The organism is Paenibacillus illinoisensis NBRC 15959 (assembly GCF_004000925.1).
Lineage (GTDB): Bacteria > Bacillota > Bacilli > Paenibacillales > Paenibacillaceae > Paenibacillus > Paenibacillus illinoisensis.
The window spans coordinates 22,627-47,719 of the sequence record NZ_BIME01000016.1; the positions used below are offsets into that span (position 1 = coordinate 22,627).

The window sequence follows — 25,093 nt, forward strand, 5'->3', positions numbered from 1 at the left end:
AGACATGATCACGATCACGGTCATTGTTGTGGGAGTTATCGTAGGGTTGATCGATCTTCCTGGTCTAATCCGTCGCAAGGAATGGAAAGAAACCGCAGTATACAGCGGCATGCTGCTTGTTGCCACCTTCTTTAGCGTAATTGCAGCAAACTTATGGGAGTTCCCAAGCCCCCTCTATATCATTATGTGGATTTATGAACCTGTGAATCAATTTTTGGCCAATATCACCGGAACTTAAGAAAGGGGGGAAAAGGATGCTGGAGCAAGGACGGCTTGGAACACGGCAGTTGGCAACCCTGACTTTCATGATGGTTATAGGAGATATGATGCTTATCTACCCCTCTGTCATCACGTCCTATGCTAAGCAAAACGCCTGGATCTGTGCCCTCATCGGAATCCCCCTCGGTATGGTGCTTATGGCCATGTTTCTTAAACTGGGCAATATGCATCCGGGCAAGAACCTGGTTCAGATTGCACGTAAGTATTTGGGTTTCTGGCCAGGAACCGTTTTTTCTATTATATACCTATTTTATTTTCTCGTGGGTACATCCACACATTCCCGAGAAATAGGCGATTTTATGACCAGCCAGATTTTTCAATTCACACCTATTCGAATCATTATCCTGATGTTTGTCATTACTCTTGGCTGGGGGATATACAACGGCTTGGAAGCCATCGGGCGGACAAGTGAACTGCTGCTGCCAATTGTGATCATTTTCATCCTCGTTCTTTCTTTCTGCCTTCTGCCCAAGGTAGAAATCAGTCATCTGAAGCCCTTCATAGATACCGATGTGGTCTCTCTGGCACAAGGTGTACTCGTAAGTGTTACCTACCCAGTGGGCGAGGCCATCCCGATCCTCATGATCTTACCCTATACCGCGAGACAAGCTCACCGAACCCGAGACGTGATCGCTGCGGCTGGTCTGGGGAACTTGATGCTGGCGATGCTAGTTACCATCTCCCTGCTTGTGCTCGGTGCATTTCTGACTCAGCACAATATCTATGCATCGTTTATTTTATCTCAAAAGATCAGTATCGGAGGTTTCTTTGAACGAATCGAGGCCATTATGGCTACCTCCTGGCTGATCTCAACCTATTTCAAAGCAATGATTTATTTTTATGCGTTCATCGTGGGAATTGCAGAGCTCTTCAATCTTAAACAGTATCGGATTCTCCTTTTGCCAGCATGCATGCTGGTGTTTGGAATGGCCAATGTAGTGGCTCCTAACCTGACCTATATTGTCATTACCATCGTTCCATATTGGGTGGATTGGGATACAACTTTAGGAATTCTGCTGCCGGGGATGCTGCTGCTTATGATGTTGTTTACGAAAAGGAAAAAATCGCTATCCAACTGATCACATGTTGAAGGAGCACAAGTACTATGCTGATTAAAGATCGCCTTACCGTGCGACAGTTCACCTTGTTGACCTTCCTGACCATGGTCGGTGACATGATTCTCATCTATCCATCGCTCGTCACTGCATATGGGAAACAGGACGCTTGGATATGCTCCTTGCTCAGCCAACCAATAGGTCTACTGGTACTATGGATTCTGTTCAAACTGCATCGTACCCAACCTGAATTGTCCCTGGTTGAAATCTGTAAAAAATTGCTCGGTCCATGGCTTGGTTCAATTCTCGCTGCCGGATATCTGTTCTATTTCATCATTGGTGCCGCCATATGCCTCCGCGAAGTGGGCGATTTTATGACGACACAGATCTATCTTCAAACCCCCATCCGTGTCATTTTGAGTCTGTTCATATGCCCTATGGTGTGGGGAGTTATGAATGGCTTAAAGACCATGGGGGCAAGCAGTGAACTTCTTGCTCCCATCGTAGTCGTTTTTATGATCCTCCTTCTGTTGGGAGTACTGCCGCAAACAGAATTGGCTAGACTGCGCCCCATTCTAGATACTTCCTGGATGAGTTTAATGAATAGCATCATTAGGGGAGCTTTCTCTTCCTTCGGCGAGCTAATCGTGCTATCCATGTTCCTTCCGTACGTCGCAAGCGCACATCATTTAAAACGGGACATGCTCCTTGCAGCTCTCGGAGGAGGAATTTTGCTAAGCATGCTTGTTCTCGTCTCTCTCATGGTTTTCGGCCCCCTTTTCACTCAGCATGGTTTCTATATTTCCTATACGCTGGCTCAAAAAATCAATATCGGTAATTTCTTCGAACGAATCGAAGCATTGATGGCCATTGCCTGGCTGATCTCGACCTATTTCAAGAGCATGCTGTATTTGTTCGGTTTTGTTTTGGGATTATCCCAGTTATTCCAATTAAACGGCTATAAGCCTATGATCTTGCCCTCAGCAATGCTGATGTTTGCTGCAGCCGTTCTGATCGGTCCCAATATCATCTTCTATACCAACACTGTCATGCCCGCATGGCTCGACTGGGATGTGACGGTCAGCCTGATCATCCCGCTCTTCCTGCTGCTCGTTCATCGGCTCCGCTTCCAGAGAAGAAAACAGTCGGCCAAACGCTTAACCTCATAAAAAAGGCAGTGTCCACGGTGATACCCGAGAACACTGCCTTCGTTGAATTTCCGCTTTTTACAGGGACTTCACAGCCTCCAAAGCTGCTTCAATATGCCCTTTCACTCTGACTTTCGACCATTCCTTGATTAGCTTCCCCTCTTCATCGATGAGGAATGTGGAACGGACAATGCCCATATATTCCTTGCCGTACAACTTCTTAAGCTGCCACACCCCATATTGCTCGGCAACCTGATGTTCTTCATCCGATAACAGGGTGAACGGCAATCCGTATTTGGCGATAAATTTGTCATGCCTGCTCATCGGGTCCGTGCTAATGCCCAATATAACCGTGTTCAACCCCTTAAATTCCTCATGGCGATCCCGAAAATCGCATGCCTGCTGCGTACAGGACGAAGTCATATCCTTGGGATAAAAGTAGATCAGCACCCGCTGTCCGCGGTAATCGGAGAGCTTCACTGTCTCCCCGGTGCTTGATGGAAGTTCAAAATCCGGAGCAAGGCTGCCTTCAGTTAATGTCATCTCTATTCCTCCTTCTCGTCTTACCCTCTATTATCGGGCTTCTCTCTACGAGCCTGCACCACGGTAGCGTTTCACGCCGTAGTTCCAGAGCGTAAGTCCAATCGCTGCGAAAACCAGTCCCATTACAGGGGTCAGCAATGCCATGCGATGCATCTCTGATCGATCCAGGAACAATGCTGCCGGATAGATCCCGACAAAGGCAAACGGAATGACCCAGGTTAACAATACCTGAATGGCTCGATTGTAGATCGTTACCGGATAACGTCCATAACCCTGAATGTTGTACATTAATGGAAGAATACCTGTCGGAGCATCCGAATAAAAGGATAGCGATGTCAGTGTAGTATAAATTCCCGCGTAGATTAACACAGAGCTTAGCGCCAGAATGATTAGCGCCGGAATATGCCACCATTCCAGGACAATTCCCATCTCCGCCCCACTGAAGATCATGATGATCAGTCCAATAAACGAACCCACAAGTGCAGGCGGGTCCACATTTTCGAGCAATATCTGAAACAGGTTATGTGCCGGACGCGTCAGAATGCGATCCATCTCACCCTTAACGATATACCGCTCGCTGAACCCCCAGAGATTGATAAAACAGCTGAAGATGCCATACGGCACCATGAAATAACCGTATACAAACAGGACTTCACTTTCACTCCAGCCCCCGAGGTTATCCGTGTGGCGGAAAACAACAAAGATAAAGATCAGATTCGTTGCCTGGAACAGCAGATCGGAAATGATCTCGACCCAGAAATCGGCACGATACGTCAGTCGTGTTTTCATGTAGTTTTTTAAATATTCCCCAATTAGACCTAAGTAGTACATGCTGTTAACCCCCTTGCACGAACAGACGCTTGCGCGCCTGACGCCAGATCAGCATCATTGGAACGAGCAGGATGACAAACCAGAGCACCTGAATGCCGAGTACACTCCAAATGCCGGTGCCTTCCACTCTTCCCGTGAATACGGAACCCGGCAGATACGTGATAGCCTGAAACGGCAATACCTTCATGATCGCGGACATCCAGCCCGGATAGAGGCTGATCGGAATGATGAGACCGGAGAACAAGTCGACCACGACCCGTTTCATGCGCATCATACCTTCGTTGTTTTCCACAAAGAACGCTGCCAGTCCCGTAATGACATTAATCTGGGAGTTAATGAGGAAACTGAAGAACAGCATGACAAGAAATCCGATCCACGCTGAAGGCGCAGTAGGCAGTTCAACCGGGAACAGCAGGATTGCAATGAGCATGCCTGGGATCATCAGCAGCAGGAAACGGAAAACGCCCTCACCGAGACCCTGCATCATTTTGACCATAACGTAGTTGATCGGCCTTATAAATTGAATCGCAATGGATCCATCCCGAATATCTGCGGCAATTTCACGGTCCAGGTTGTTAAAATAAAATGCACGCGCCATCCAGGATACTGCCACATACGTGGTCATCTGGGCTGCCGTAAATCCACCCAGTTCTCCACTTCCGCCATAAATGGCTTGCCATGTAAAGTAATACACGCCAATATTCAGCGTATATATCAAAATGCCGGAATAATAATTCACCCGGTACGCCAGCATCGTCAGAAACCGGATTCGCATAAAATCAAAAAATGCACTATTCATCTAGGATACACCCGCCGCTTCTTTCCCTGCTCCCACAATCTCGGGACGCTCGGCAGAACCGGATTGGTAGATACTCCGTACAATCTCATCGGTATTAATCTCAATAATCTGAATATCCGTAATATCAGCCTGTCCCACCACACGGCCAAGGACATCGGACACATTGAGTTCCAGCGGAATCCAGACCGATGCGGACAGCTCGTTCTCTACCGTCCAGCGTACGGGCATGGCGGCAGTCCATTCCTGCATCTGTGCAATCGTGTGGCCCGTCCCAAACTTGAAGCGGATTTCCCGCTCCTTGCCCCATTGGGATTTCAGGTGATCCAGACCGCCATCATAGATGATATTGCCGGCGTCAAGCATGATCACTCTTGAACACAGTGCTTCGATATCCTGCAGATCGTGTGTCGTCAGCAAAATGGTTGTTCCATGTTCCTTATTCATGTCTTTCAGGAATTCACGGATCTCCGACTTGACGACAATGTCCAGACCAATGGTTGGCTCATCCAGAAAAACAATATCGGGATTGTGAAGCAATGCGGCCACCAGTTCGCAGCGCATCCGCTGCCCGAGACTGAGCTTGCGCACCGGACGATTCAGCAGATCCTGCAGCTGCAGCCGCTCAACCAGCTCATCCAGCCGTTTGCGGAAATCGGATTCGTCCACACGGTATACCTTGCGCAGCAGATGGAAGGATTCAATGACACCAATGTCCCACCACAGCTGGCTCCGCTGACCAAATACGACACCAATATTCTGTACAAATTTCTCCCGTTCCTGATACGGAACATATCCACCAACCGATATATGCCCTGAAGTAGGCACCAAAATGCCGGTCAACATGTTGATCGTTGTTGATTTACCGGCACCGTTCTCTCCAATATATCCGCAGATTTCACCCTGCGGAATCTGAAACGAAATATCGTTCACCGCCAATACTTCCTGGTATTCGCGTTTAAACAGATCTTGAAATGCGCCCTTCAGTCCACCCCGACTTTTCTGGACGCTAAACGACTTGCGCAAATCTTTGACATCAATCGCCAGCATGATTATACCTCACTTGGATTTTGTTGAAATTGCTTGTAGCCCAAAAAGAAATTATAATGGTATCAGTCAAAATTCAGCAAGCTTTTAAAATAGCTGAAGCTGCGTCCTCTGACTGCTGTTTGGAAAGAGACGTGCACGGAAGGCTTCAGGCTATGTTACTACGGAAACTGAACTCGTTTTTTTATTTCATCTCAAATACAAAGGAGAGCTAGCATGACCAGAAAGACGAAGAGAACCATATGGATTTCTCTTGCCGCCTTTGTTCTGATCGTTGGAGGCGCAGCGGCATTTTATTTCGGTTCTATTCTCAATCAGTTGAATGGCTTGCAGAAGGAAGGCGACGAATCTCCGTTCGCCAGTATTGAAAATGTCGAAAAAGTGAATACACCGGACCCTCCAAAATGGGAAGGCACTGAAACAGTAAATATATTGGTTATGGGTGTTGATGCCCGTGGCCTCAAAGAAGGGGAAATTCCCCGTTCGGACAGCATGATGGTTGTATCGCTCGATCCACTCACCAAAAAAATCAACTTGTTCTCCATTCTACGAGACACTTACGTCGATATAGACGGATTTGGCAAGGAGCGGATTAACACCGCTATCACCCACGGACCAAATGCAGCAATGCAAGCGGCTGGCGACCTGCTGGGGATCCCTGTCCAATATTATGTGTATACCGATTTCCAAGGATTCATCAAATTGGTGGATGCCGTGGGCGGTGTGGACTTTGACGTAGAGAAGGACATGCATTATACAAGCAAAGCAGACAATAACGAGTACGACATTGATCTGAAGAAAGGCTATCAGCATCTCGATGGTGAAACAGCGCTTATGTACGTGCGTTTCCGTCATGATGCGATGTCCGACTTCGCTCGTTCCGAGCGTCAACGTGAATTCCTGAAAGCCGTAGCGGCCAAAATGCAATCCACGACAACCATTGCCAAGCTTCCTACCATTCTGGAACAGGTGAGCCCTTATGTGGATACAAACCTGACACTCTCGGATATGTGGAAGCTCGGTGGACTTGGATATCAGAGCAGCATGAACGGCAGCGAACAAATTCCGCCGATGAACATGCTGAAGGAAGAGCGGACCGCAGGTGGAGCACAAGTCCTGACGGTAACCAATGAAGAGAAATTGAAGCAGCATATTCAGGATATTATTCATCCGCCTGCTGAACCGGAAGACAGTACGACTGGAACCGAAGATAAAACAGCAAGCGGTGAAGACCAACAGTCGGAGCAACCGGCTCAGTAATGTAAACACGCAGAGGGCAGCCATTATGCTGCCCTCTCGCTGTGTTGTGTTACGAAAATTTGCAACAAAATTCATAGCCGAAAGGAATAAACCCATGAACTCATCTCGTCCCCAATCCGAAATCTTATATAAAGAGGCACTTGAACATATTGTAGGCGGCGTAAACAGTCCTTCCCGCTCATTCAAAGCGGTTGGCGGAGGCGCACCCGTTTTTATGAAAAAGGCGCAAGGCGCACACTTCTGGGATGTTGACGACAACCGCTACATCGATTATCTGGCAGCGTATGGCCCCATTGTAACTGGACATGCTCATCCTCATATTACCCAAGCCATTAGTGAAGCAGCAGCAAATGGTGTGTTGTACGGTACGCCAACCGAGCTTGAAATCAAGCTTGCCAAAATGCTGAAGGAAGCCATTCCTTCCATGGATAAGGTACGTTTTGTCAACTCCGGTACCGAGGCAGTGATGACTACCATCCGCGTGGCCCGCGCTTACACCAAACGCAATAAAATCGTAAAATTTGCCGGATGTTACCATGGTCACTCCGACCTGGTGCTGGTTGCTGCAGGCTCCGGCCCTTCCACCCTCGGGATTCCGGATAGTGCAGGAATTCCAACCAGCATCGCACATGAAGTGATCACGGTTCCTTATAATGATCTGGATGGCCTGAAAGATGCCCTGGAGCGCTGGGGTGATGATGTTGCAGCAGTAATGGTGGAGCCCATTGTCGGCAACTTCGGCATGGTTATGCCAGAGCCAGGCTTCCTGGAAGGTCTGTGTGCCATGACACGTGCCAACGGATCGCTTGTGATTTATGACGAAGTCATTACGGCTTTCCGTTTCCACTATGGTTCTACGCAAACGTATGCCGGGCTTGCCAATCATGCCGAGATTGAACCCGATCTGACTGCACTCGGCAAAATCATCGGTGGCGGATTGCCAATCGGAGCTTATGGCGGACGCAAGCATGTCATGGAGCAGGTTGCTCCGCTCGGACCTGCCTACCAGGCCGGAACAATGGCCGGCAATCCTGCCTCCATCTCTGCGGGTATCGCTTGTCTGGAAGTACTGCAGGGCGAAGGCGTATATGAAGAAATGGAACGACTGGCCATTGATCTGACATCGGGTCTGCAGGCGTCTGCCGATCGTCATGGCATCGCACTGACGATCAACCGGATTCGTGGCGCTTTCTCCACACACTTCTGTGATCACCCGGTAACAAATTATGATCAAGCTCAAGATACAGACGGTGAACGGTTCGCCTCCTTCTTCCGGCATATGCTGAACCGCGGTATCAACCTGGCTCCATCGAAGTATGAAGCCTGGTTCCTGACTACAGCTCATACAGATGAGGACGTGCAGGCAACACTTGAGGCAGCTGAAGCCTCCTTCAAGGCGATGGCTCAGGAGTAGTCCCTAAGACCTAAGATTTCAGTGAACCAGATAAAGGCGTGCAATCAGGCTGAATATTCAGCTTGGCTGCACGCCTTTTGTGTTTTTGGGCCGCTTAAAAGTCATTTCACGTTTCCGCTTTGCAGCTTCACGATCTCTTCACGAATGATCCGCATGCCTTCCTCAAGCCGCTGCTTCGGCACATTGGATATATTCAGCCTCAGCATTTTATCCTGCTGCGTTCCCTCAAGGTAGTAACGCTCGGTTGTACCTGCTATTACTCCGCGTTCTTCCAGCCTTGATAACAACACGCCAAGCGGCATATTGCCGGCCAATGGCAGCACGGTATGCTCCCCACCTGTTCGCGGAGCATGGGCAAAGGGACTAAACTCCGGATCGGCAGCAAGCTGCTCATGAACCTTCTGCATCCGGGCTGCATAACGACTGCGAATGACTTTCCCGTGATGTGCAAACATGCCATTGCGAATATAGACCTCCAGCGCAGCCTGAGACAGCACCGAGGTGTCGATATCCAGCATTTTTTTGTGTCCCCCGAACGAAGGAGCAAGAGCTGCGGGAAGGACCGCTACACCAATGCGCAGGCCGGGAAACAGAATTTTGGAGTAGCTTTTCAAATAGATGACCCTGCCTACTGTATCGTAAGAAAATAGCGGGTCCTGTTTTGTATTTTCCTCCAGATCGGCTAAATAATCGTCCTCCACCAAGTACACGTCATATCGTTCTGCCAGCTTAATTAATCTCTTCTTCTCGGCTAATGTCATGGATGTCCCCAGCGGATTGTGAAAGCGTGGCATGACGTAAAAGAATTTAATATCGCCTTCACCAAATTGCCGTTCCAGCGACTCCCAATCAAGACCTTCCAGCGTGCGTCTTACTCCGGTAATAGGTACATTCAGGCCTTCCAGCAGGGATGGCATAAGATGATAGCTTGGTAGCTCAACCAGAACCCGTCTCTTGCCATTCGGAAAAGCCATCAAGGCCAGCACTGCAAGCGCCTGCTGCACGCCGGATGTAATAAAGAACTGTTCCGGAGGGGCAAACACCTGATAGTCGGCAAATTGCTTTTGCAGCAGGTTGATCAATGAAGGCAGCCCCCGCTCCGTACCGTACAGAAATAGCTCCGCCTGGTTGTTCTCCATGGCCTGATCTACACAATGACGAAAATCGGAATACGGAAATACCCGGGGGTCCGGAGCAGCAGAGGCAAAATCCAGTGGCCCTTTCCAATCGACATCTTCTACTCCTACTCCATTCTGTACAGCGTAATAACCCGATTGAGGAACTGCATATACCAGATGTCGCTGCTCAAGCCACTGATAGGCACGAATAGCCGTGCTTACACTGCATTGATATTGTTCAGCCAGCACACGCACTGCGGGAAGTTTAATTCCCTTGTCAATCGATTGCTGACGCCCCCGCTGCTTCTGTATCCAACGCTGCAGCGACTCCGCGATTATTTCATATTTTTTCATATAGAGAATTTTCCTTTCCACCTAACTGTACCGGTACAATCTATACTTTTCATCATTGTACCACGTCTGAACTGACAGTATATTGAATGAAGCAAAGACCTTACAGCATGTGATAACAATCAAGGGGTTTGCCTAGTCCAACCGAGATAATCAAGCTATATGGAGGAACAATATGAATACGACGCGTACCCGGGCTTATGCCTATACCGCAGCCGTAATGTATGCGGCTATCATTGGTTTATCTTTTCTATTTGTCAAAATGACCGTCAATGTGGCACACCCGATGGATGTGCTTGCCCATCGATTCGCCCTATCCCTTCTCGTAGTCAGCATTCCGGTTATTCTGGGATGGATCAAAATCGGGCTCACACTGCGGGATCTGTGGCGGATCATACCGCTAGGCCTGCTTTCTCCGGTTTTATTTTTTGCCTTTCAGGCATTTGGGCTGGTATCCTCCAATTCATCGGAGGCCGGAATCATTCAGGCCATGGCCCCTGTCTTTACCCTTATTCTGGCTTCAGTATTCTTGAAAGAACGGACATCTATGCTGCAAAAGCTATTCCTGCTTCTTTCTGTTGCCGGAGTGGTCTTCATTTTCCTGATGAAAGGCAGCGGAATGACTTCAGGTAATTTCAAGGGAATTGCCCTGCTGCTGCTCTCTACAATTTGTTTTGCAGGGTATGGCGTGCTTGCCAGACCGCTCACCCAGAAGTATAAGCCGATGGAATTAACATGGGTTACCCTGCTCGTCGGTTGTCTTGTTTTTAACGTCTCCGCCGTCATCCGTCATTTATCCAGCGGTACCATTAGCGATTATGTAAAACCTCTCGGGGATGCATCTTATCTAGGGACGCTGGCCTATCTGGCTATCCTCTCCACCATGATTTCGACTCTGCTGTCCAGCTATGCGTTAACCCATCTGGAAGCTTCGAAGATGAGTGTATTCAGCAATTTCTCTACCTTGATTTCCATAGCGGGTGGAGCCTGGATTTTGCATGAACCCGTCAGCGGATACCATTTTGTCGGAGCCATCCTGATTATCGCAGGTGTGCTCGGAACCAATATGAGTGGTAGAAAACACAGGCTGGTCAGTGAAGTCAAAGCATGATACAATGTGAAAAATTGTAAACGGACGTTATCAACGATGATGAAGAGAAGTACATACGACAGCGTGCTCCAGAGAGCCGGCGGATGGTGGAAGCCGGTGCACTGGTCGTATGGAAATGGGCTTCGGAGTTCCGAGCTGAACACGCATGTATCCTGTAATCGGGGTGCAGGACGGTAAGTAGGCAAGGCGGCATGTTCAGCCGTTATCCACGGACAGGATATCGATCAAGATATCTACTGGTTCCGGTCTGTTTTTTTCAATCAGCCTGACCATAAATCTTGATCCGTATCTCTAAGTGGGCCGCAACCAGCGGCCAATTAAGGTGGCACCGCGAAGCATAAGCTTCGTCCTTCTATTCTGTTCCCTCACGGGAATTAGGATGAAGGACGAGGCTTTTTTTGATACCTGCATACTGTAACAGGCTGAAAGGGGGTGATGGTCGTGGAAGATGGCTGGTGGCGTCAACAGATTAGAATGCTCGAACAATTACAAAATCAAAGGAGAATGAACCATGAATATGAACAAGGATGTTATTTTAACTGGAGACCGGACCACAGGGCAGCTTCATCTCGGCCATTACGTGGGCAGCCTGCGCAGCCGGGTGCAATTGCAAAATGAATACAAAACCTATATTTTACTGGCAGATGTGCAGGCACTGACCACTCATTATGATCAGCCAGGATTGATTGCGGGCAGCGTTCATCAAGTGACTCTTGATTATCTCGCTGTAGGCATTGACCCAAACAAGGCCACGCTGTTTATCCAATCCATGATTCCGGAGATTGCAGAATTAACGGTGATCTTCTCCATGTTTGTCACTGTGAACAGCCTTCGGCACAATCCCACCATCAAAACGGAAGCGCGTGATCGCGGCTATACGGATCTATACTACGGTTTCTTGGGCTATCCGGTCAGTCAGGCTGCTGATATTGCATTCTGCAAAGCGACCCTCGTTCCCGCAGGCGAAGACCAGATTCCGCATATTGAGACAGCACGCAGACTGGTCCGGCGTTTCAATGAACTCTATGCTCCGGTTCTGCCGGAACCACGAATCCTGACCGGGGAGCGGCTCGGCGGACTGGATGGCATCGGCAAAATGAGCAAAAGCATGGGCAACGCCATCTCATTAAATGCGAGTCCCGATGATGTCAATGCCAAACTGACCAAGGCTAAGACTGATCCTGCGCGTATCCATCGTACCGACCCAGGCCATCCCGATATCTGCCCGGTATTTGCATACCATCAGTTGTTTCGGAAGGAGCACGCTGAAGAAATTCATGCCAGCTGCAGCCAGGGCTCTATTGGATGCAGAGATTGTAAACAGTTTGCAGGTACTGCAATTAATGAACTGCTTGCCCCTTTTCGAGAACGGCGGAACCATTATGAGCAACGAGGGGACGAGGTCAAAGAAATTCTGGTTGAGGGCACCCGCCATGCCCGCAAAATCGCGCGGGAAACGATGCTCGAAGTACGGGAGGCCATGGGTATCCGTTACTTTGATTTGTAAGCATAGCGATGAAGTTAGACATCAGGATGAGATGAAACATCATGAACTACAGACCCGCCTGTATGAAGAGAACCAATCACGTTAACACTGCTGAGGACAGTCTATCGCGAAAAGGGGACCCCTCAGCATGAAACCTAGACAGCCTTCTTTTTTGCAAGCCATGATGTTAATTATGTTATCTGTCGGCCTAATCAGCCACGTCCTGATCATTCCAGCCTTATTGAGTGCAGCGAAAAGGGATTCCTGGATTTCCGTCCTGCTATCCGCAGGACCCTATGTTGTTTTTGCGCTCATGCTTGCCTACGTCTCTCGTTTTCTTCAGCATCAAACGCTGCATGAATGGCTGACTTCCCATCTGGGCAAGCCCCTCGGCTTGTTATTTCGGGTGGGAAACAGCCTCTTTTTCCTGTCTGTTATTTACTTTACCCTGCATGATACCACCACGTGGGCCAAGACCAATTACCTGACAGAGACACCGATACTAGTTACTAGCATTGCCCTGATGTCCCTAAGTGCTTATGCAGCCTATAAAGGGATTCGTTCGCTCGCATTTACAGCTGGGCTTGTTCTGCCTCTCGTTGTGCTTCTCGGCTTCTATGTCGCAATTGTAAATACCCAGTACAAGGATTACAGCCGACTGCTCCCCGTGCTTGAACAAGGGTGGCATCCCGTTCTTCACGGCATGATTTACAGCCTTTCAGGCATGTTTGAGCTGCTGTTTATGTGGTATATTCAGCCCCACTTGGCCAAACGGATACGTGTATGGCAGTACGTCATGCTCGCCTTTATTATTCTCGGCCTGACACTTGGCCCGCTCATTGGGGCTATTGTGGAATTCAATCCTTTTGAAGCTGCCAAAATGCGTTATCCCGCTTTTGAGGAGTGGCGGATTGCCTCCTTAGGCAAATACATTGCACAGACGGATTTCTTTTCCATCTATCAGTGGCTTGCCGGCGCGTTCACCCGAATCAGTCTCGCCATGTATATTGTGGTAGAAATTTGGAATATTAAGAGCGCCTCCAGAAGGATGATTAGCATGATCTCGATCGCTGTTATATTTATTCTCTCCATGCTGTACCGTCTGGATGATATGACATTCGAAAAGCTGCTTGTCGATTACATATTTCCGTTCAATCTCCTATATCTAAGCGGACTTGCAATTATAGCGACGAGCGTTGCATTCATCAGTTCACGCCATAAGAGGAGGAAACATCATGGAGCACCAAGCGATTGACACCACGTCCCATGAAACACTGCTTGCTTCTCTCCAAGAGCAGTTCAATCCATGCGCGGATGTTGTGATCCAAACCTTTTTTGCCAAAGATGAAACCGAATTGCCGGTCATCATGCTCTATTGCGACGGATTGGTCGATGGCAAACAACTTAATCAGTTTATTATCCCCCGCCTAGAACAGCATTCTCTGATGATCGAAGAAGAACACCCCAAGGAATTGGGCTTATCTTTAAATCCGGTGAAAGACCTTACAGATACGGAGAATTTAAACCTGTTGATTTTCAGCGGACAATTGCTGCTCATTTTCGGTAATGGCGATCAGTCCTGCAGCTTGGATATTGCAAGCATCCCAGGTAGAAATCCTGAGGAATCAGCGATTGAGTCATCCGTAAAAGGTCCTCGTGATGGATTCACCGAAGAATTAAACGTAAATATTGCACTCATTCGTAAACGAATGAAAACCTCCTCCATGTGTTATGAGAAATATGTAAAAGGTGGCCGTACCCAGAGTTCCATCGGACTGCTGTATGTAAAGGACATAATTAATCCGGAGATCCTGAAAGAAGCTCGCAAAAATCTGGACGAGATTGAAATCGATGGTATTCTCGGCACTTCCATTATGGAGCGTGCTGTTATGGGAGGCATTCGCAGTATTTTCCCGCTCACCGATAATACAGAGCGACCCGATTATGTCGTGGATTCCTTATTGAATGGGCGTTTTGCTGTTCTGGTCGAAGGTTCTCCTGTAGCTATCATTGCCCCTACCACGCTGTTCAATCAGTTGAAATCACCGGAAGATGAGAGTACGCCTTTTTTCATTGTGACTTTTGAACGAATTCTGCGCATTTCCGGTTTGCTGATTGCCTGCTTTTTTCCAGCCTTCTATATCGGTTTGACCAGTTTTAATGTGGAGCAGATCCCTTTACCTCTTCTGGCCACAATTGCCGGAACACGTATGGGCTTGCCCTTGCCAGTGACACTGGAAGCATTTCTGATGATCTTTATGTTTGAATTATTCAATGAAGCAGGCCGCAGACTGCCGCGTGCACTGGGCCAGACTGTCAGCGTGGTAGGCGGGCTCATTATTGGAGATGCAGCTATTCGTGCGGGTATAACTTCCCCCACCATCATTGTATCCGTGGCCATCTCGGTCATCTCCAGCTATATTTTGGTGAATACGGTACTCAGTGGAGCTACAGCCCAAGTTCGAATCGGGATGCTTGTTCTGTCGTCCCTCCTGGGATTGTTCGGTTTCATGATTGGACTATTTGCTCTACTGGTTCATCTCGTTTCCCTGGAGTGTTATGGCGTATCCTACTTGTCCCCCGTCTCTCCCTATATTCCCGGTGATTTCACCCAATCCGTATCCATGAAACCTTCCATGAAGAGGACCAAACGTCCGGCTGTACTCCATACTCAGGACTCTACCCGGCGGAGGAAAGGTTCGTGAACAGATGGATCTCCATGGGGGGCTTGCTTATAAGCTGCATGGTCCTGCTGACGGGTTGCTGGGATTCCAAAGAGGTCCAGAGCATCAACTTTATTACGGGAATCGGGATAGATTACGAGGATAATAAATATATTGCTTACGCGCAACTGATCGATTTCTCCAGTATTGCCAAACAGGAAGGACCCACTTCACGGCAAGCAAGTGATATCTGGATCGGCCGAGGCGAAGGTACAACACTAAGCATGGCTATTAGCGATCTCTATCAAACTTCGCAGCAGCAGACACTATGGACCCATGTAAAAGCAATTGTCTTATCCAAAAACGCCCTGAACGGGAGGCTCGAGGACATTTTTAATACACTCCTCCATTCGGGCGAGCTAAGATATACACCCTGGATCTACGGTACGGAACAAGACATACCCGATGTGCTTGCCCCCTCTGCCTTGTTAAACCAATCTACACAAACCATCGAGCTATTCGAACCGATCAAGCTGTACAAACAGCATTCTGCCTTTGAGCCGATTCGTCTTCATCAGCTTCTTGATGGTTTGCGTGAGCCTGCTTCGGTTGTTTTATTGCCATCTATAACGAACAGGAATCAAACCTGGTTTAATGGGAAAGAAGCTCCTCCCTTGATCCAAACGGACGGATTCTTTGTCATTTCGAACGGTGCCAATCAAGGCAAGGTGGCAGGCGAGGACGCCAATGGAACCCGATTCGTGAATTATGACCATGTCTACCAGTATCCATTGTACGTTTACAAAAATGGGGGCAAGATGCCTGATCTGACGCTCAGGCTCCATGACCCGCATACCAGAATCTCAGCAAGGAAGGACGGGAGCGAGGTAGCGTTTGACCTGGTTACTTCGGTTAAAGGCGTCATCATCGAGGAGCAGGGCTCTCATCGACCTCCACAAACGATGGAGAAAGCAGCTGAGAAACAGATCGAGTCTGAAATCCGCAAAACGTTCGAAAAAAACAAATCACGCAAGATTGATTCCTATGGTCTTGCGGAGCATCTGTATCGTCATGACCACACTCTGTGGAAAGAACACGTTCAGAATCGGGCAGATCCAATCAAACGACTCAAACTTGGAACAGTGAAAGTTCATGTAAAAATCCTCAATGCCAGCACGTACAAATACACAGAGTAATGCACAAAACGACCAGCCACCTGCAGATGCAAGTTGGCTGGTCGTTTTGTGCCTTGAGCTTTAGGTAAGCGGAAAAGCCATGACACTCATCAGTGCCAGTTCAGGCTGGGTGGTATCCAGCCGACTATACTGGATGATGACGGGAACATTGCTGGCGACGGTGATGGCATACGGGACACCCGCAGGAATAGACTGATCTCCAGCATGAAGTGCTGCCGTCCGGATATGACTGGTTCTTCTTCCCGGCACGCTCGCTTCAATATTCTCGAGCGGCTCTCTGTCTTCGAAGAAGATCGTTATATCGAGTTCCGCATCCTCCAGACCGGTATTCAGAACACAGATGCTCTCATGACTCTCCAGGGAGCCCCGACTATCTGGTGGTATGTAACCGTCTGGAATAACCCAATAGGTGTGGCCTGTCGGCACTGCTGCCTCACGCTTTGCCAAACGGGCTGCTTCAGTATGCTCTCTTGTCATACGTGATCCTCCTCTATGAATTATGATGTTTAACTGCCTAGAGCTGCGCAGCTGACACTTAACAGATATATCGTCGCTCAAACGCTGAATGCTCCGGCATCCTTCCCATCTTCTCTTCCAGGCAGAGATAACTGTTTAAACGCAGACGCTTCGGTGCAGAGTCTCTTACTCTCAGGCTACCTCAAATACATTTGCAGCGGCTGCAGCCTTAGCTCACGGATAGCTTCCGCTACCTGTGCGGCAAGGCGCTGTCCGCCGCGTTCCTGAAAGTGTGTGTTATCCTCCACACCAGCCGGGAAGCTCAAATATTCACCCGGAAGCACCCACATGAAATATTCCTTGGTGCCTTCAATTCCCGCCTGCTCAAACAAAATACGGCTCCGTTCAGCAAGGTCGATCAGCGGAACATCTTCCTCTTGTGCCAGCTCCCGCACGGCAATAATATAATCACCATGCGTGTCGTTCAGCGTGCCGTCGTCCGCAAAAAAGCGCCGATGTACGGGCGTCACCAGCACCGGGCGGGCACCGGCTCCGCGGGCTGCATCGATATACTTTTTCAAATATTCCTTATAGGTTGTGAATGGATCCGTCCCCCTCTCCGGGTCCGGCTTCTCATCATTATGTCCGAATTGAATGAACAAGAAGTCCTCCGGCTTGATATGCTTCATTATCGCATCCAATCGGCCTTCATGGATGAAGCTGCGCGAGCTTCGTCCCGACTGTGCGTGATTATCAACGGCAACATCGTGCTTGAATTGGGCTGGCAGCAGCTGTCCCCAGCCACAGTATGGGTACCCGCTCTCTGGCTGATCCGTTACCGTGGAATCTCCCGCCAAAAATACGGTCATCGTCTGATTGGCAAGCGTAATCTCCAAGGCGTTGATCCGCGGGGCCGGACCGGAGAAGGAAAGACGAAGCCTTCCGCCTCTGACCACAACCGAGAATCTGACCTCGGCACATTGTCCCGGTAGAGTACGAATCGTTGGCACCATCAATCTGCCTTCACCCGCCTTGACTCTGGTGACCGTTTCAGCCAGGTCATCTCCAGCTATAAGAAGTACCTGATAAGTGCCGTCCGGCACATCAACGATAAACGATGCCTTGAGTGGAATACAGAAGCTTGAACGCAATCGGGCAGACACATTGGCCTGCCCCGAGTACTCCTGATTTTGCTGTACACGATCCCGATCTTCTGTCTCACCATAGCGCTGTTTCTCATAAACAAGGGAATCCGGCTCAAAACCGTAACCGATCATATTCCCGTAGATGCTGCCGGCTGACACTTTCCGGTACCCTTCAACCCCCTCACCCGGGCCGAAGTCGAATTTCCAATGCGTAATAATCTCTTTCTTGTGGACCGCTGCCTCCGTGGCAACGGCTTGACTACCCAGAGCCTTATCCAATAGGAACAACCTCCCTGTTCAGCATTTTGGATGAAGTGTTAATCCAGTGAAAGAAGTTATTATCCTTTCAGTCCGCTTGTGCTCATGCCCTGTACAATTTGTTTCTGGAAAATGAAGAATACAGCTACAACCGGAATGAGACTGACGATGGACATGGCGAACATGGCTCCCCAGTTGGAGGCAGACTCGCTATCCAGGAACATTTTGAGCGCCATTGATACCGTATATTTATCCGGTGAGTTCAGATACAGTACCGGCCCCAGAAGATCCTCCCATCTCCAGTAGAAGGAGAAGATTGCGGCAGTCGCGAGCGAGGACTTAATCAGCGGCATGATAATCTGAATGTACAATCTGAATTTGTTACATCCATCAATGGTTGCTGCTTCATCCAGCTCTTTTGGAATCGTACGAATGAACTGTACCATCAGGAAAATGAAGAACGGCATTCCGAAGAATGTAGGTACCACAATCGGTAGAATCGTATTCAACCAGCCCAGCTTCGTAAAGATAATGTATTGCGGAACCAACACCACGTCATGTGGCAGCATCAGAGTCAACATCATCAGGGAGAACCAGAAGCTGCGGCCCCTGAAGTTCAATCTGGCAAAACCGAAGGCGATAAGCGACGAGGATAATACTGCACCGATGGTGGAAATGACCACGATAACAAGTGAATTGGTGATGTAGTCCATAAACGGTCTTCCGCCCGCGCCTTTCCAGCCATCGACATAGTTGCTCCAGATCCATTCGGTAGGGAAAAGGGACTCCGCAGTAACGAAGATGGTACGGCTCTCCTTGAATGAACTGAATAACATCCAAAGTACCGGATACAGCATCAGGAGGGCTAAAGCCGCAACGAACAGGTGATAAATCGGCCACTTTACATTTTTCCAAACCATCGTTACTTCCCTCCTTCAGATTCATAGAACACCCAGAACTTGGATGTCAGGAACACGGCTACAGTGAGGATACCGATCATGATAAGCATGATCCAGGCCATTGCCGAAGCATAACCCATATTGTTAAACATGAAGGCCTGACGGAACAGATACAGCGAGTAGAGCATTGTACCGTCCATTGGACCACCCTCTCCTTTGGAGATGATGTATGCAGGCACAAAGGTCATGAAGGCACCGATGGTTTGCATGATCAGGTTGAACAGGATGATTGGACTAAGCAGCGGCAAGGTGATGCTAAAGAACTTGCGTATCGGGTTGGCGCCATCCACCCCTGCTGCCTCATACATCTCGGGGGAGATATTTTTGAGGCCTGCCAGAAAGATCAACATGGAGGAACCGAACTGCCAAACGGACAGCGAGATCAGCATGACCAGGGACGCATCGGGATCACCGAACCAGCTGATTGGCCCGATTCCGATTGCGGTTAGTGCACTGTTGATAACCCCTTCATTACTGAAAAGGTTACGCCACATGATCGACACCGCCACACTACCACCAATAATGGATGGGAGATAATACAAGGTACGGTACGTTCCAACCATACGGGAACCGGTGTTCAGGATCATGGCAACGAAAAGTGCAAAAACCAGTCTCAGTGGAACACCAATGAATACATACAGGAATGTTACCTTAACCGAGTTCCAATACTTGGGGTCTTCAAAAAACATTTTGGTGTAGTTGTCCATCCCAATCCATCGGGGAGAAGTGAACAGGTTATAACTCGTGAACGACATGTATAAGGACACAAACATCGGGATCAGCGTAAAGCCCAGAAAGCCGATAATAAAAGGACTAATAAATGCATACCCGGTCAGGTTTCTGCGTAACGACGAATACTGCCTCAACGGAATCAACCTCCTTTATTGATCTGCCTGCTTCCGACAAACGGGGATGCACAATTGGACGGGGAAAGGCCCTCGCGGTTAGCGAGCAGCCCCAGTCCCGTCATCCCGGGTGGGATGAGCAAGCAATCATTCAACTGTTATTTATTGTTGGCCAGAACCGCTTCGGCGTTTTTACGGAATGTCTCCGCAGCCTGTTCCGGTGTAATTCTGCCAAAATTCAATTCCTCAACAGCATCTGCCAGAGACGCAATGACTTCAGGTGAACCCACTGGTGGTGGCGGGCTCATTGGTGATGCTTTTGGCTCCATGGCTGCTACAAAGTCAAATACCTGTTTCGTTGGCTCACTCAGTTCAGGTGCAATGGCATCCTTGATTGCGCCGGAGATCGGCACACCGCGCTCACCCTTGATCAGCTTGTTGGCTTCCACGTCATTCACCCAGAAATCAATGAATTTGGCGGCTTCTTCCTTCACTTTCGAGTTCGAAGTGACTGCCCAGTACATACTTGGCTGCATGTAGAGACCCTTCTCCATATCAGGTCCAGGCATAGGAGCAAATTCCAGTGGACGGTTAGCAACTTGCTGTACAGCTACGAACTGGTTGGACCACTGCCAGATTCCGATTCCTTTGCCTTTGACCAGATCGGATTCCTCAATAATCCCCTTCGTCTGGTTAGCGATATCCGGCGAAGGTGCCGCTCCTTGTTCGATCATGCGACGCATCAAACCGAAGAACTCGACAAACAATTTATCATCGTCATATCCAAGTCCCGTACCTTCAGCATTGTAAAGTGACAGGCCTTTGGTCCGCAGGAAGTAGTGGAAGAAAATATCCGGAGCTACCCCGCCATCCAAGTACAATCCTTTTTCTGCGGCTTGTTTACCCAGCGCTTCGTAAGACTCCCAAGTCAGATTTTCCGGGAATGTATCCACTCCTGCTTTTTTGAGCAGTGCCGGGTCATAATGAAAGCCCAGTACGTTAACCCCGGCAGGTACACCGTACTGCTTGCCGTTGATTACGCCAGTACTGATGACGTTTTCGGAAACATCATCCACCTTGATCTGATTGCCAAGGTAAGGAGCCAGATCTTCCAGCTGACCATTTTGTGCATATTGGCTGATGTAGGAAATATCCATCTGAACAATGTCTGGCAGCTGGTTCGCTGCAGCTTGTGGAGCGAGCTTTTTCCAGTAGTCATCAAACGAGGCATACTCGACGTCAATTTTGACGTTCGGGTTTTTCTCTTTGTACAAGTCAATGACCTTCTGCGTGTATTCGTGACGTGTATCCGAGCCCCACCACGCGATACGCAGCGTCACCGAGCCATCCGCGGATGTTCCTCCCGATCCTCCATCTGAGCTGCACGCCGCCGTAAATACCAGCAGCATAGCCATCATCAGGAATATTGCCTTTTTCACCATGCCAATCTCCCCTTTTTGTGTGGATATGGTTATGTGAACGGGTTATCCTTGCCTTTCTGATAACGCTTTCACAAACTTGATATTGTCATTTTCGCAAATGTACGACCATAGTTGAATACACAAAACCGTCTTGTTGGTTCAAAAAACAGAGGAGGACAACATTCACCCTTCACGGTGTTGTTTGTCCCCCTCATACAACGTCCAAGGAGCTTCAATTCATTGTTATATGCCGGATCTTCTGTATTCGGTTGGTGTCATGCCGGTCCACTTTTTGAACACCTGACTGAAATATTGTGAATTGCCTCCGAAGCCGAACAGTTCCGCAAGCTCGAATACCTTTACATCCCCGCCTCGGCGAATGTGCTCACATGCACGCTCAATGCGCAGGCGATTCACATAGTTGGAGAAGTTTTCTCCTGTTACTTTTTTGAAAATTTTCCCCAGGTAATCCGGATTCATATACAGCATCTGATGAGCGACACCATTCAGGGAAAGATCAGCCTCACCGTAGTGTTTATCTACAATATCCATCATCTTCTCCACAGCCGAAGACTGACGGCTTATATGATTTTTATAGTAGCCTGATGTCAGATTGGCTGTGCTGTTGGCGATAAAAGACTTCAGTCCGGACAAAGTATCCATGTGAGGAAGCTCTGCCATCCGCTGCGTAAACTCCGTGGCCTCTTCAGGCGGACAGACATGAATCATGGCCGAATAGAGCTGAACAACATAAGATCGGGTGACCTCAATATCAAGCTGCTGCCCGGCTAAGCGCTCAAACAGGCGATCAACTTCGGCACTGGCTTCCTCGCTATTACCCGACTTAATCAGTTGGCACAATTGTTCGGCATCCTGCTCGGCATGAACGCCTTCACATTCTCCGGCAATAGCTACATCGTTCTTCGTGATCAACTTACCTTCTCCGATGAAAAAGCGATGGTTCAGACATTGCAGCGCCTCACGATACAGACGCCGTGACTGGACCATGTGGTCCGCTTCGCTAAGTGCAGCCGTCACTTGTAACTTATAGAGCCTGGTAAAAGCCGCTCTCACTTCCTCAATTCTCTCCCTTAAGTCAGCGTAATCAGCCGAATCTTCAAGCAGAATCAGCAGCTTGCCTTCAATGGTTGTGCTTAATAAGACATACGGCAGCAGATCGCTGGCAATGTTCTTGATGGCAAACAAATGACTGTAGTCATGTTCGTCCGAGATATGGAACAATAACAAGCGAACTTGACTTGCTTCAAGTTTCAGATTGAACAGCTCCTGATAATACTCCAGATCGACCGGACCATATGTCCGATTGGTCATGAATTCGAGCAAAAATTGTTCTTTTACATGGGGAAGTACCCTCTGCAGCCGCTGCTTCATCTCCCCAGCCACATGCTCTTTTACCTGTGCATCCTGATGCTCTTGAAGCAGTTCCGACAGGGCATCATGAATCTGATTTTCATTGCAGGGCTTCAGCAAGTAATGCTTCACGCCATATTGCATGGCCCGGCGGGCATATTCAAACTCTTTGTACCCCGACAGCATGATAAACCGAAGCCCAGGGTAGGCTTCAGAAGCCTTTTCTATAAGTCCTAGTCCATCCAAACCCGGCATGGATATATCGGTGATAATAATATCAGGTCTGGAATGCCCGATTTTGTCCAATGCCTCAATCCCATTCCTGGCGGTGTCCACCAATTCAGTACCGGCTGCCGCCCAATCCACCACTTGGGAGATCCCCTCCAAAATCACACGTTCGTCATCTACGAGCATCACTTTGTACATCGTCATCGTCCTCTCTGATCCAAGGTATTCTGATCGATACTACGGTCCCGGCACCGGGATTGCTGCTCATGACCATACTGCCCTCCTCACCGAAGGTCAGTCTGATCCGTTCCTGGATGTTGGATAAACCTATGCCTTGCCCTCTTGTCTGAATGCGCCCTTCCTGCAATTGCTCCAAAAACTCCGGGGTCATGCCCGGTCCGTCATCCTCTACTTCGATGATAATCTTGTCATCTTCTGCTCTAGCTCGAATCCGAATTTTGCACGGGTGTATACTTGGTTCAAGCGCATAGTGAATGGCATTCTCCACCAAAGGCTGTAACGTTAGCTTCGGAAGACGTGCACTCCCCACCTCAGGAGCAATATCCATATCAAAATCAAGCCTTTCCTCAAATCGTGTGCGCTGAATGGTCACATAACTGCGGACGATATCCAGCTCCCTTTCCAGCGTGATCCACTTCTCGGACATATTCACTGAACTGCGCAGCAGGAAGCCGAGGGCCTCGACCATTTCGGAAATTTGCCGCTGCTTCTGCACTTTGGCCAGCCAGTTAATGGACTCCAGCGTGTTATAGAGAAAATGCGGATTGATTTGTGCTTGAAGCGCTTTCAACTCTGTCTCCCGAATGACCAGCTGCTTCGCATAATTCTCGTCAATCAGTTCCCTGATGCGCTGTAGCATCATTTTGAATGTACGATGGAGCAGCCCAACTTCATTTTGGGAAGATACCGGAACATTGCCCAGAGCAGCCTCCTCCAGCTTATCCAGATCACCCTTTTCAATGTTGCGCATCTTCTTGATCAACTGGGCGATCGGCTGTGTAATGCTTCGAGACAGCTTAGCTCCAAATACAAGTGCCACCAGCAAAATCATAAAGAAAATGACAGTAACCAATTGTTTCACAAACTGTATCTGCTTAAACATCTGGTCAAACGGTGTCATATAAAGGTACACCCAATCCGTATAGGATGAATGCGCACGGGCGACGAAGTTCCTTCCCTGTTCAAACATCGCAATCCCGTAAGGCTGGGTACGCTTCAATTCGGATTCCAACTCGGAATCGGTCACTGACGATTGGGTGGGATAGATGACTTCACGCCCATCGGTAATCAGCAGCTGTGAGTCCTCTGCGGGATGCTGCATCTGGTCCTGAACAATACGATCCAGCCGTACACGGATAATCAGTGTTCCCAGCTTCTCCAATGTAAAGGCTCCACCAGTGAAGGACTTGACCTGCCGCACGGATATGAGCCTCGCTTGCTGGTCTCCGCTTGTATACCATGCATTGGATCCTGAATATTGCTGTCCGAGTGCAATCAGTTCCGTCTGCATGGACTCCGATATTCCCTCACGGTTTCCCGCAGCCATAACGTTATGATCATTATCGATAAATATCATGGAATAGATGTATTTCTCTGATCCCGCATATGCGACAAGTCGGTTGGTTATCTTTTTGAGCAGCCCGTTTTTCTCGTATCCGGATTCTGCCTTATCCAACTGCAGAAGATACTGCTGGAGCGCCTCGTCCGACATGACCTTGAAGGAAAGATTGGCGATTTCGCGCAGCTGATTCTCGATGCCCACGGAAGACATATTCAGTACCTGGGACGACTTCTCATAGATTTGGCGATCATAGATTCTGAATACGTATCCTAGGACAGAAACATAAAACGTGAAACTGATCAGCATCAAAAATCCGATGAGAAGAATGGTTTTGTGATGGATCGGCAGCGATGTGAAAGCGTTTTTAATTTTTCTCATCCAAAGCGCTCCTTTGGCCCCGCGAAGGGTGCAGGCAGGTGTGAGAGTCTCGTTCTACTGTAAGTTATTTTCATATTTACACATCCATGGGCAGATGACAAGTCATATTTATGCAACATATAGCGTCCTATTCAAAGGCACTGAGAAAAGAA

At 48.7% G+C, this 25,093-nt stretch carries 22 protein-coding genes and 1 other annotated feature; of the genes, 10 read left to right on the top strand and 12 right to left on the bottom strand.

What is annotated here, in order from left to right; translation table 11 throughout:
* The first annotated feature begins 4 nt into the window (after window positions 1-4).
* The 3 genes from PIL01S_RS26770 to PIL01S_RS26780 are packed head-to-tail and all read left to right on the top strand — an operon-like array spanning window position 5 to window position 2,503.
* Entirely contained in the window at window positions 5-238 is a 234-nt protein-coding gene (locus tag PIL01S_RS26770; protein ID WP_127540680.1) for a hypothetical protein, read from the top strand.
* A gap of 16 nt (window positions 239-254) precedes the next feature.
* A complete protein-coding gene (locus PIL01S_RS26775; RefSeq protein WP_127540682.1) occupies window positions 255-1,358 on the top strand; it encodes a GerAB/ArcD/ProY family transporter in 1,104 nt (367 codons plus the stop codon).
* Window positions 1,359-1,384: 26 nt separating this feature from the next.
* Window positions 1,385-2,503 carry a GerAB/ArcD/ProY family transporter gene (locus PIL01S_RS26780; protein ID WP_127540684.1) on the top strand — a complete coding sequence of 373 codons (1,119 nt, stop codon included), beginning with the start codon at window positions 1,385-1,387 and terminating at the stop codon, window positions 2,501-2,503.
* Between the two features lie 57 nt (window positions 2,504-2,560).
* On the opposite strand, the gene bcp is transcribed toward PIL01S_RS26780, so the two are convergent.
* From bcp to PIL01S_RS26800, 4 genes are read right to left on the bottom strand one after another with little or no spacing between them, the layout of a single operon-like run.
* Entirely contained in the window at window positions 2,561-3,025 is a 465-nt protein-coding gene (gene bcp, locus PIL01S_RS26785) for a thioredoxin-dependent thiol peroxidase (RefSeq protein WP_127540686.1), read from the bottom strand.
* 45 nt (window positions 3,026-3,070) lie between these two features.
* Entirely contained in the window at window positions 3,071-3,856 is a 786-nt protein-coding gene (locus PIL01S_RS26790; protein WP_127540688.1) for an ABC transporter permease, read from the bottom strand.
* Window positions 3,857-3,860: 4 nt separating this feature from the next.
* Window positions 3,861-4,655, bottom strand: a complete 795-nt coding sequence (locus tag PIL01S_RS26795) for an ABC transporter permease (RefSeq protein ID WP_095362146.1) — start codon at window positions 4,653-4,655, stop codon at window positions 3,861-3,863.
* Window positions 4,656-5,702: an ABC transporter ATP-binding protein gene (locus tag PIL01S_RS26800; protein ID WP_127540690.1), complete on the bottom strand. Its 1,047-nt coding sequence runs from the start codon at window positions 5,700-5,702 to the stop codon at window positions 4,656-4,658.
* A 213-nt stretch (window positions 5,703-5,915) separates the two neighbouring features.
* Here PIL01S_RS26800 and PIL01S_RS26805 point away from each other — a divergent pair, with 213 nt between their 5' ends.
* Together PIL01S_RS26805 and PIL01S_RS26810 are read left to right on the top strand one after the other, a co-directional pair.
* Entirely contained in the window at window positions 5,916-6,959 is a 1,044-nt protein-coding gene (locus tag PIL01S_RS26805; RefSeq protein WP_127540692.1) for an LCP family protein, read from the top strand.
* A gap of 94 nt (window positions 6,960-7,053) precedes the next feature.
* Complete coding sequence (locus PIL01S_RS26810; RefSeq protein WP_127540695.1) at window positions 7,054-8,373, top strand: glutamate-1-semialdehyde 2,1-aminomutase; 1,320 nt, start codon at window positions 7,054-7,056, stop codon at window positions 8,371-8,373.
* A gap of 101 nt (window positions 8,374-8,474) precedes the next feature.
* Here PIL01S_RS26810 and PIL01S_RS26815 read toward each other — a convergent pair whose 3' ends face one another.
* Complete coding sequence (locus tag PIL01S_RS26815) at window positions 8,475-9,845, bottom strand: aminotransferase-like domain-containing protein (RefSeq protein ID WP_127540697.1); 1,371 nt, start codon at window positions 9,843-9,845, stop codon at window positions 8,475-8,477.
* Between the two features lie 172 nt (window positions 9,846-10,017).
* Between PIL01S_RS26815 and PIL01S_RS26820 the strand changes: the two genes are divergently transcribed.
* The 5 genes from PIL01S_RS26820 to PIL01S_RS26840 all read left to right on the top strand — a co-directional run bounded on the left by PIL01S_RS26820 (window position 10,018) and on the right by PIL01S_RS26840 (window position 16,298).
* Window positions 10,018-10,953, top strand: coding sequence for a DMT family transporter (locus PIL01S_RS26820; protein ID WP_127540699.1), 936 nt, complete (start codon window positions 10,018-10,020; stop codon window positions 10,951-10,953).
* 27 nt (window positions 10,954-10,980) lie between these two features.
* Window positions 10,981-11,308 (top strand) — a binding site (T-box leader).
* Between the two features lie 156 nt (window positions 11,309-11,464).
* Window positions 11,465-12,460, top strand: coding sequence for a tryptophan--tRNA ligase (trpS, locus tag PIL01S_RS26825; protein WP_127540701.1), 996 nt, complete (start codon window positions 11,465-11,467; stop codon window positions 12,458-12,460).
* Between the two features lie 127 nt (window positions 12,461-12,587).
* Window positions 12,588-13,694, top strand: a complete 1,107-nt coding sequence (locus tag PIL01S_RS26830) for a GerAB/ArcD/ProY family transporter (RefSeq protein WP_127540703.1) — start codon at window positions 12,588-12,590, stop codon at window positions 13,692-13,694.
* On the top strand, window positions 13,675-15,144 hold the full coding sequence (locus PIL01S_RS26835; protein ID WP_127540705.1) for a spore germination protein: 1,470 nt from the start codon (window positions 13,675-13,677) through the stop codon (window positions 15,142-15,144). The genes PIL01S_RS26830 and PIL01S_RS26835 overlap by 20 nt, the downstream gene beginning before the upstream one ends.
* On the top strand, window positions 15,141-16,298 hold the full coding sequence (locus PIL01S_RS26840; RefSeq protein ID WP_127540707.1) for a Ger(x)C family spore germination protein: 1,158 nt from the start codon (window positions 15,141-15,143) through the stop codon (window positions 16,296-16,298). The genes PIL01S_RS26835 and PIL01S_RS26840 overlap by 4 nt, the downstream gene beginning before the upstream one ends.
* A 60-nt stretch (window positions 16,299-16,358) precedes the next feature.
* Here PIL01S_RS26840 and PIL01S_RS26845 read toward each other — a convergent pair whose 3' ends face one another.
* From PIL01S_RS26845 to PIL01S_RS26875, 7 genes are all read right to left on the bottom strand, one after another.
* Complete coding sequence (locus PIL01S_RS26845; protein ID WP_127540710.1) at window positions 16,359-16,775, bottom strand: sensory rhodopsin transducer; 417 nt, start codon at window positions 16,773-16,775, stop codon at window positions 16,359-16,361.
* Window positions 16,776-16,951: 176 nt separating this feature from the next.
* Window positions 16,952-18,118, bottom strand: a complete 1,167-nt coding sequence (locus PIL01S_RS26850) for a rhamnogalacturonan acetylesterase (protein ID WP_127540831.1) — start codon at window positions 18,116-18,118, stop codon at window positions 16,952-16,954.
* A gap of 119 nt (window positions 18,119-18,237) precedes the next feature.
* A complete protein-coding gene (locus tag PIL01S_RS26855; RefSeq protein ID WP_127540712.1) occupies window positions 18,238-19,077 on the bottom strand; it encodes a carbohydrate ABC transporter permease in 840 nt (279 codons plus the stop codon).
* Between the two features lie 2 nt (window positions 19,078-19,079).
* Window positions 19,080-19,982: a carbohydrate ABC transporter permease gene (locus PIL01S_RS26860; RefSeq protein ID WP_260503776.1), complete on the bottom strand. Its 903-nt coding sequence runs from the start codon at window positions 19,980-19,982 to the stop codon at window positions 19,080-19,082.
* Between the two features lie 137 nt (window positions 19,983-20,119).
* Complete coding sequence (locus tag PIL01S_RS26865; protein WP_127540714.1) at window positions 20,120-21,403, bottom strand: ABC transporter substrate-binding protein; 1,284 nt, start codon at window positions 21,401-21,403, stop codon at window positions 20,120-20,122.
* 222 nt (window positions 21,404-21,625) lie between these two features.
* Window positions 21,626-23,179, bottom strand: coding sequence for a response regulator transcription factor (locus PIL01S_RS26870; protein WP_095362132.1), 1,554 nt, complete (start codon window positions 23,177-23,179; stop codon window positions 21,626-21,628).
* Entirely contained in the window at window positions 23,154-24,941 is a 1,788-nt protein-coding gene (locus tag PIL01S_RS26875; protein WP_127540716.1) for a sensor histidine kinase, read from the bottom strand. Before PIL01S_RS26875 ends, PIL01S_RS26870 begins: the two co-directional genes overlap by 26 nt.
* Window positions 24,942-25,093: the final 152 nt, after the last annotated feature.

What these genes read in the sequence shown, in the direction of transcription:
- PIL01S_RS26770 (WP_127540680.1), top strand. Translation starts at nt 5, where the DNA reads ATGATCACGATCACGGTCATTGTTGTGGGAGTTATCGTAGGGTTGATC.
- PIL01S_RS26800 (WP_127540690.1), bottom strand. Translation starts at nt 5,702, where the DNA reads ATGCTGGCGATTGATGTCAAAGATTTGCGCAAGTCGTTTAGCGTCCAG.
- PIL01S_RS26780 (WP_127540684.1), top strand. Translation starts at nt 1,385, where the DNA reads ATGCTGATTAAAGATCGCCTTACCGTGCGACAGTTCACCTTGTTGACC.
- PIL01S_RS26820 (WP_127540699.1), top strand. Translation starts at nt 10,018, where the DNA reads ATGAATACGACGCGTACCCGGGCTTATGCCTATACCGCAGCCGTAATG.
- PIL01S_RS26835 (WP_127540705.1), top strand. Translation starts at nt 13,675, where the DNA reads ATGGAGCACCAAGCGATTGACACCACGTCCCATGAAACACTGCTTGCT.
- trpS (WP_127540701.1), top strand. Translation starts at nt 11,465, where the DNA reads ATGAATATGAACAAGGATGTTATTTTAACTGGAGACCGGACCACAGGG.
- PIL01S_RS26775 (WP_127540682.1), top strand. Translation starts at nt 255, where the DNA reads ATGCTGGAGCAAGGACGGCTTGGAACACGGCAGTTGGCAACCCTGACT.
- PIL01S_RS26805 (WP_127540692.1), top strand. Translation starts at nt 5,916, where the DNA reads ATGACCAGAAAGACGAAGAGAACCATATGGATTTCTCTTGCCGCCTTT.
- PIL01S_RS26845 (WP_127540710.1), bottom strand. Translation starts at nt 16,775, where the DNA reads ATGACAAGAGAGCATACTGAAGCAGCCCGTTTGGCAAAGCGTGAGGCA.
- PIL01S_RS26795 (WP_095362146.1), bottom strand. Translation starts at nt 4,655, where the DNA reads ATGAATAGTGCATTTTTTGATTTTATGCGAATCCGGTTTCTGACGATG.
- PIL01S_RS26855 (WP_127540712.1), bottom strand. Translation starts at nt 19,077, where the DNA reads ATGGTTTGGAAAAATGTAAAGTGGCCGATTTATCACCTGTTCGTTGCG.
- PIL01S_RS26865 (WP_127540714.1), bottom strand. Translation starts at nt 21,403, where the DNA reads ATGGTGAAAAAGGCAATATTCCTGATGATGGCTATGCTGCTGGTATTT.
- bcp (WP_127540686.1), bottom strand. Translation starts at nt 3,025, where the DNA reads ATGACATTAACTGAAGGCAGCCTTGCTCCGGATTTTGAACTTCCATCA.
- PIL01S_RS26830 (WP_127540703.1), top strand. Translation starts at nt 12,588, where the DNA reads ATGAAACCTAGACAGCCTTCTTTTTTGCAAGCCATGATGTTAATTATG.
- PIL01S_RS26810 (WP_127540695.1), top strand. Translation starts at nt 7,054, where the DNA reads ATGAACTCATCTCGTCCCCAATCCGAAATCTTATATAAAGAGGCACTT.
- PIL01S_RS26875 (WP_127540716.1), bottom strand. Translation starts at nt 24,941, where the DNA reads ATGAGAAAAATTAAAAACGCTTTCACATCGCTGCCGATCCATCACAAA.
- PIL01S_RS26790 (WP_127540688.1), bottom strand. Translation starts at nt 3,856, where the DNA reads ATGTACTACTTAGGTCTAATTGGGGAATATTTAAAAAACTACATGAAA.
- PIL01S_RS26815 (WP_127540697.1), bottom strand. Translation starts at nt 9,845, where the DNA reads ATGAAAAAATATGAAATAATCGCGGAGTCGCTGCAGCGTTGGATACAG.
- PIL01S_RS26870 (WP_095362132.1), bottom strand. Translation starts at nt 23,179, where the DNA reads ATGTACAAAGTGATGCTCGTAGATGACGAACGTGTGATTTTGGAGGGG.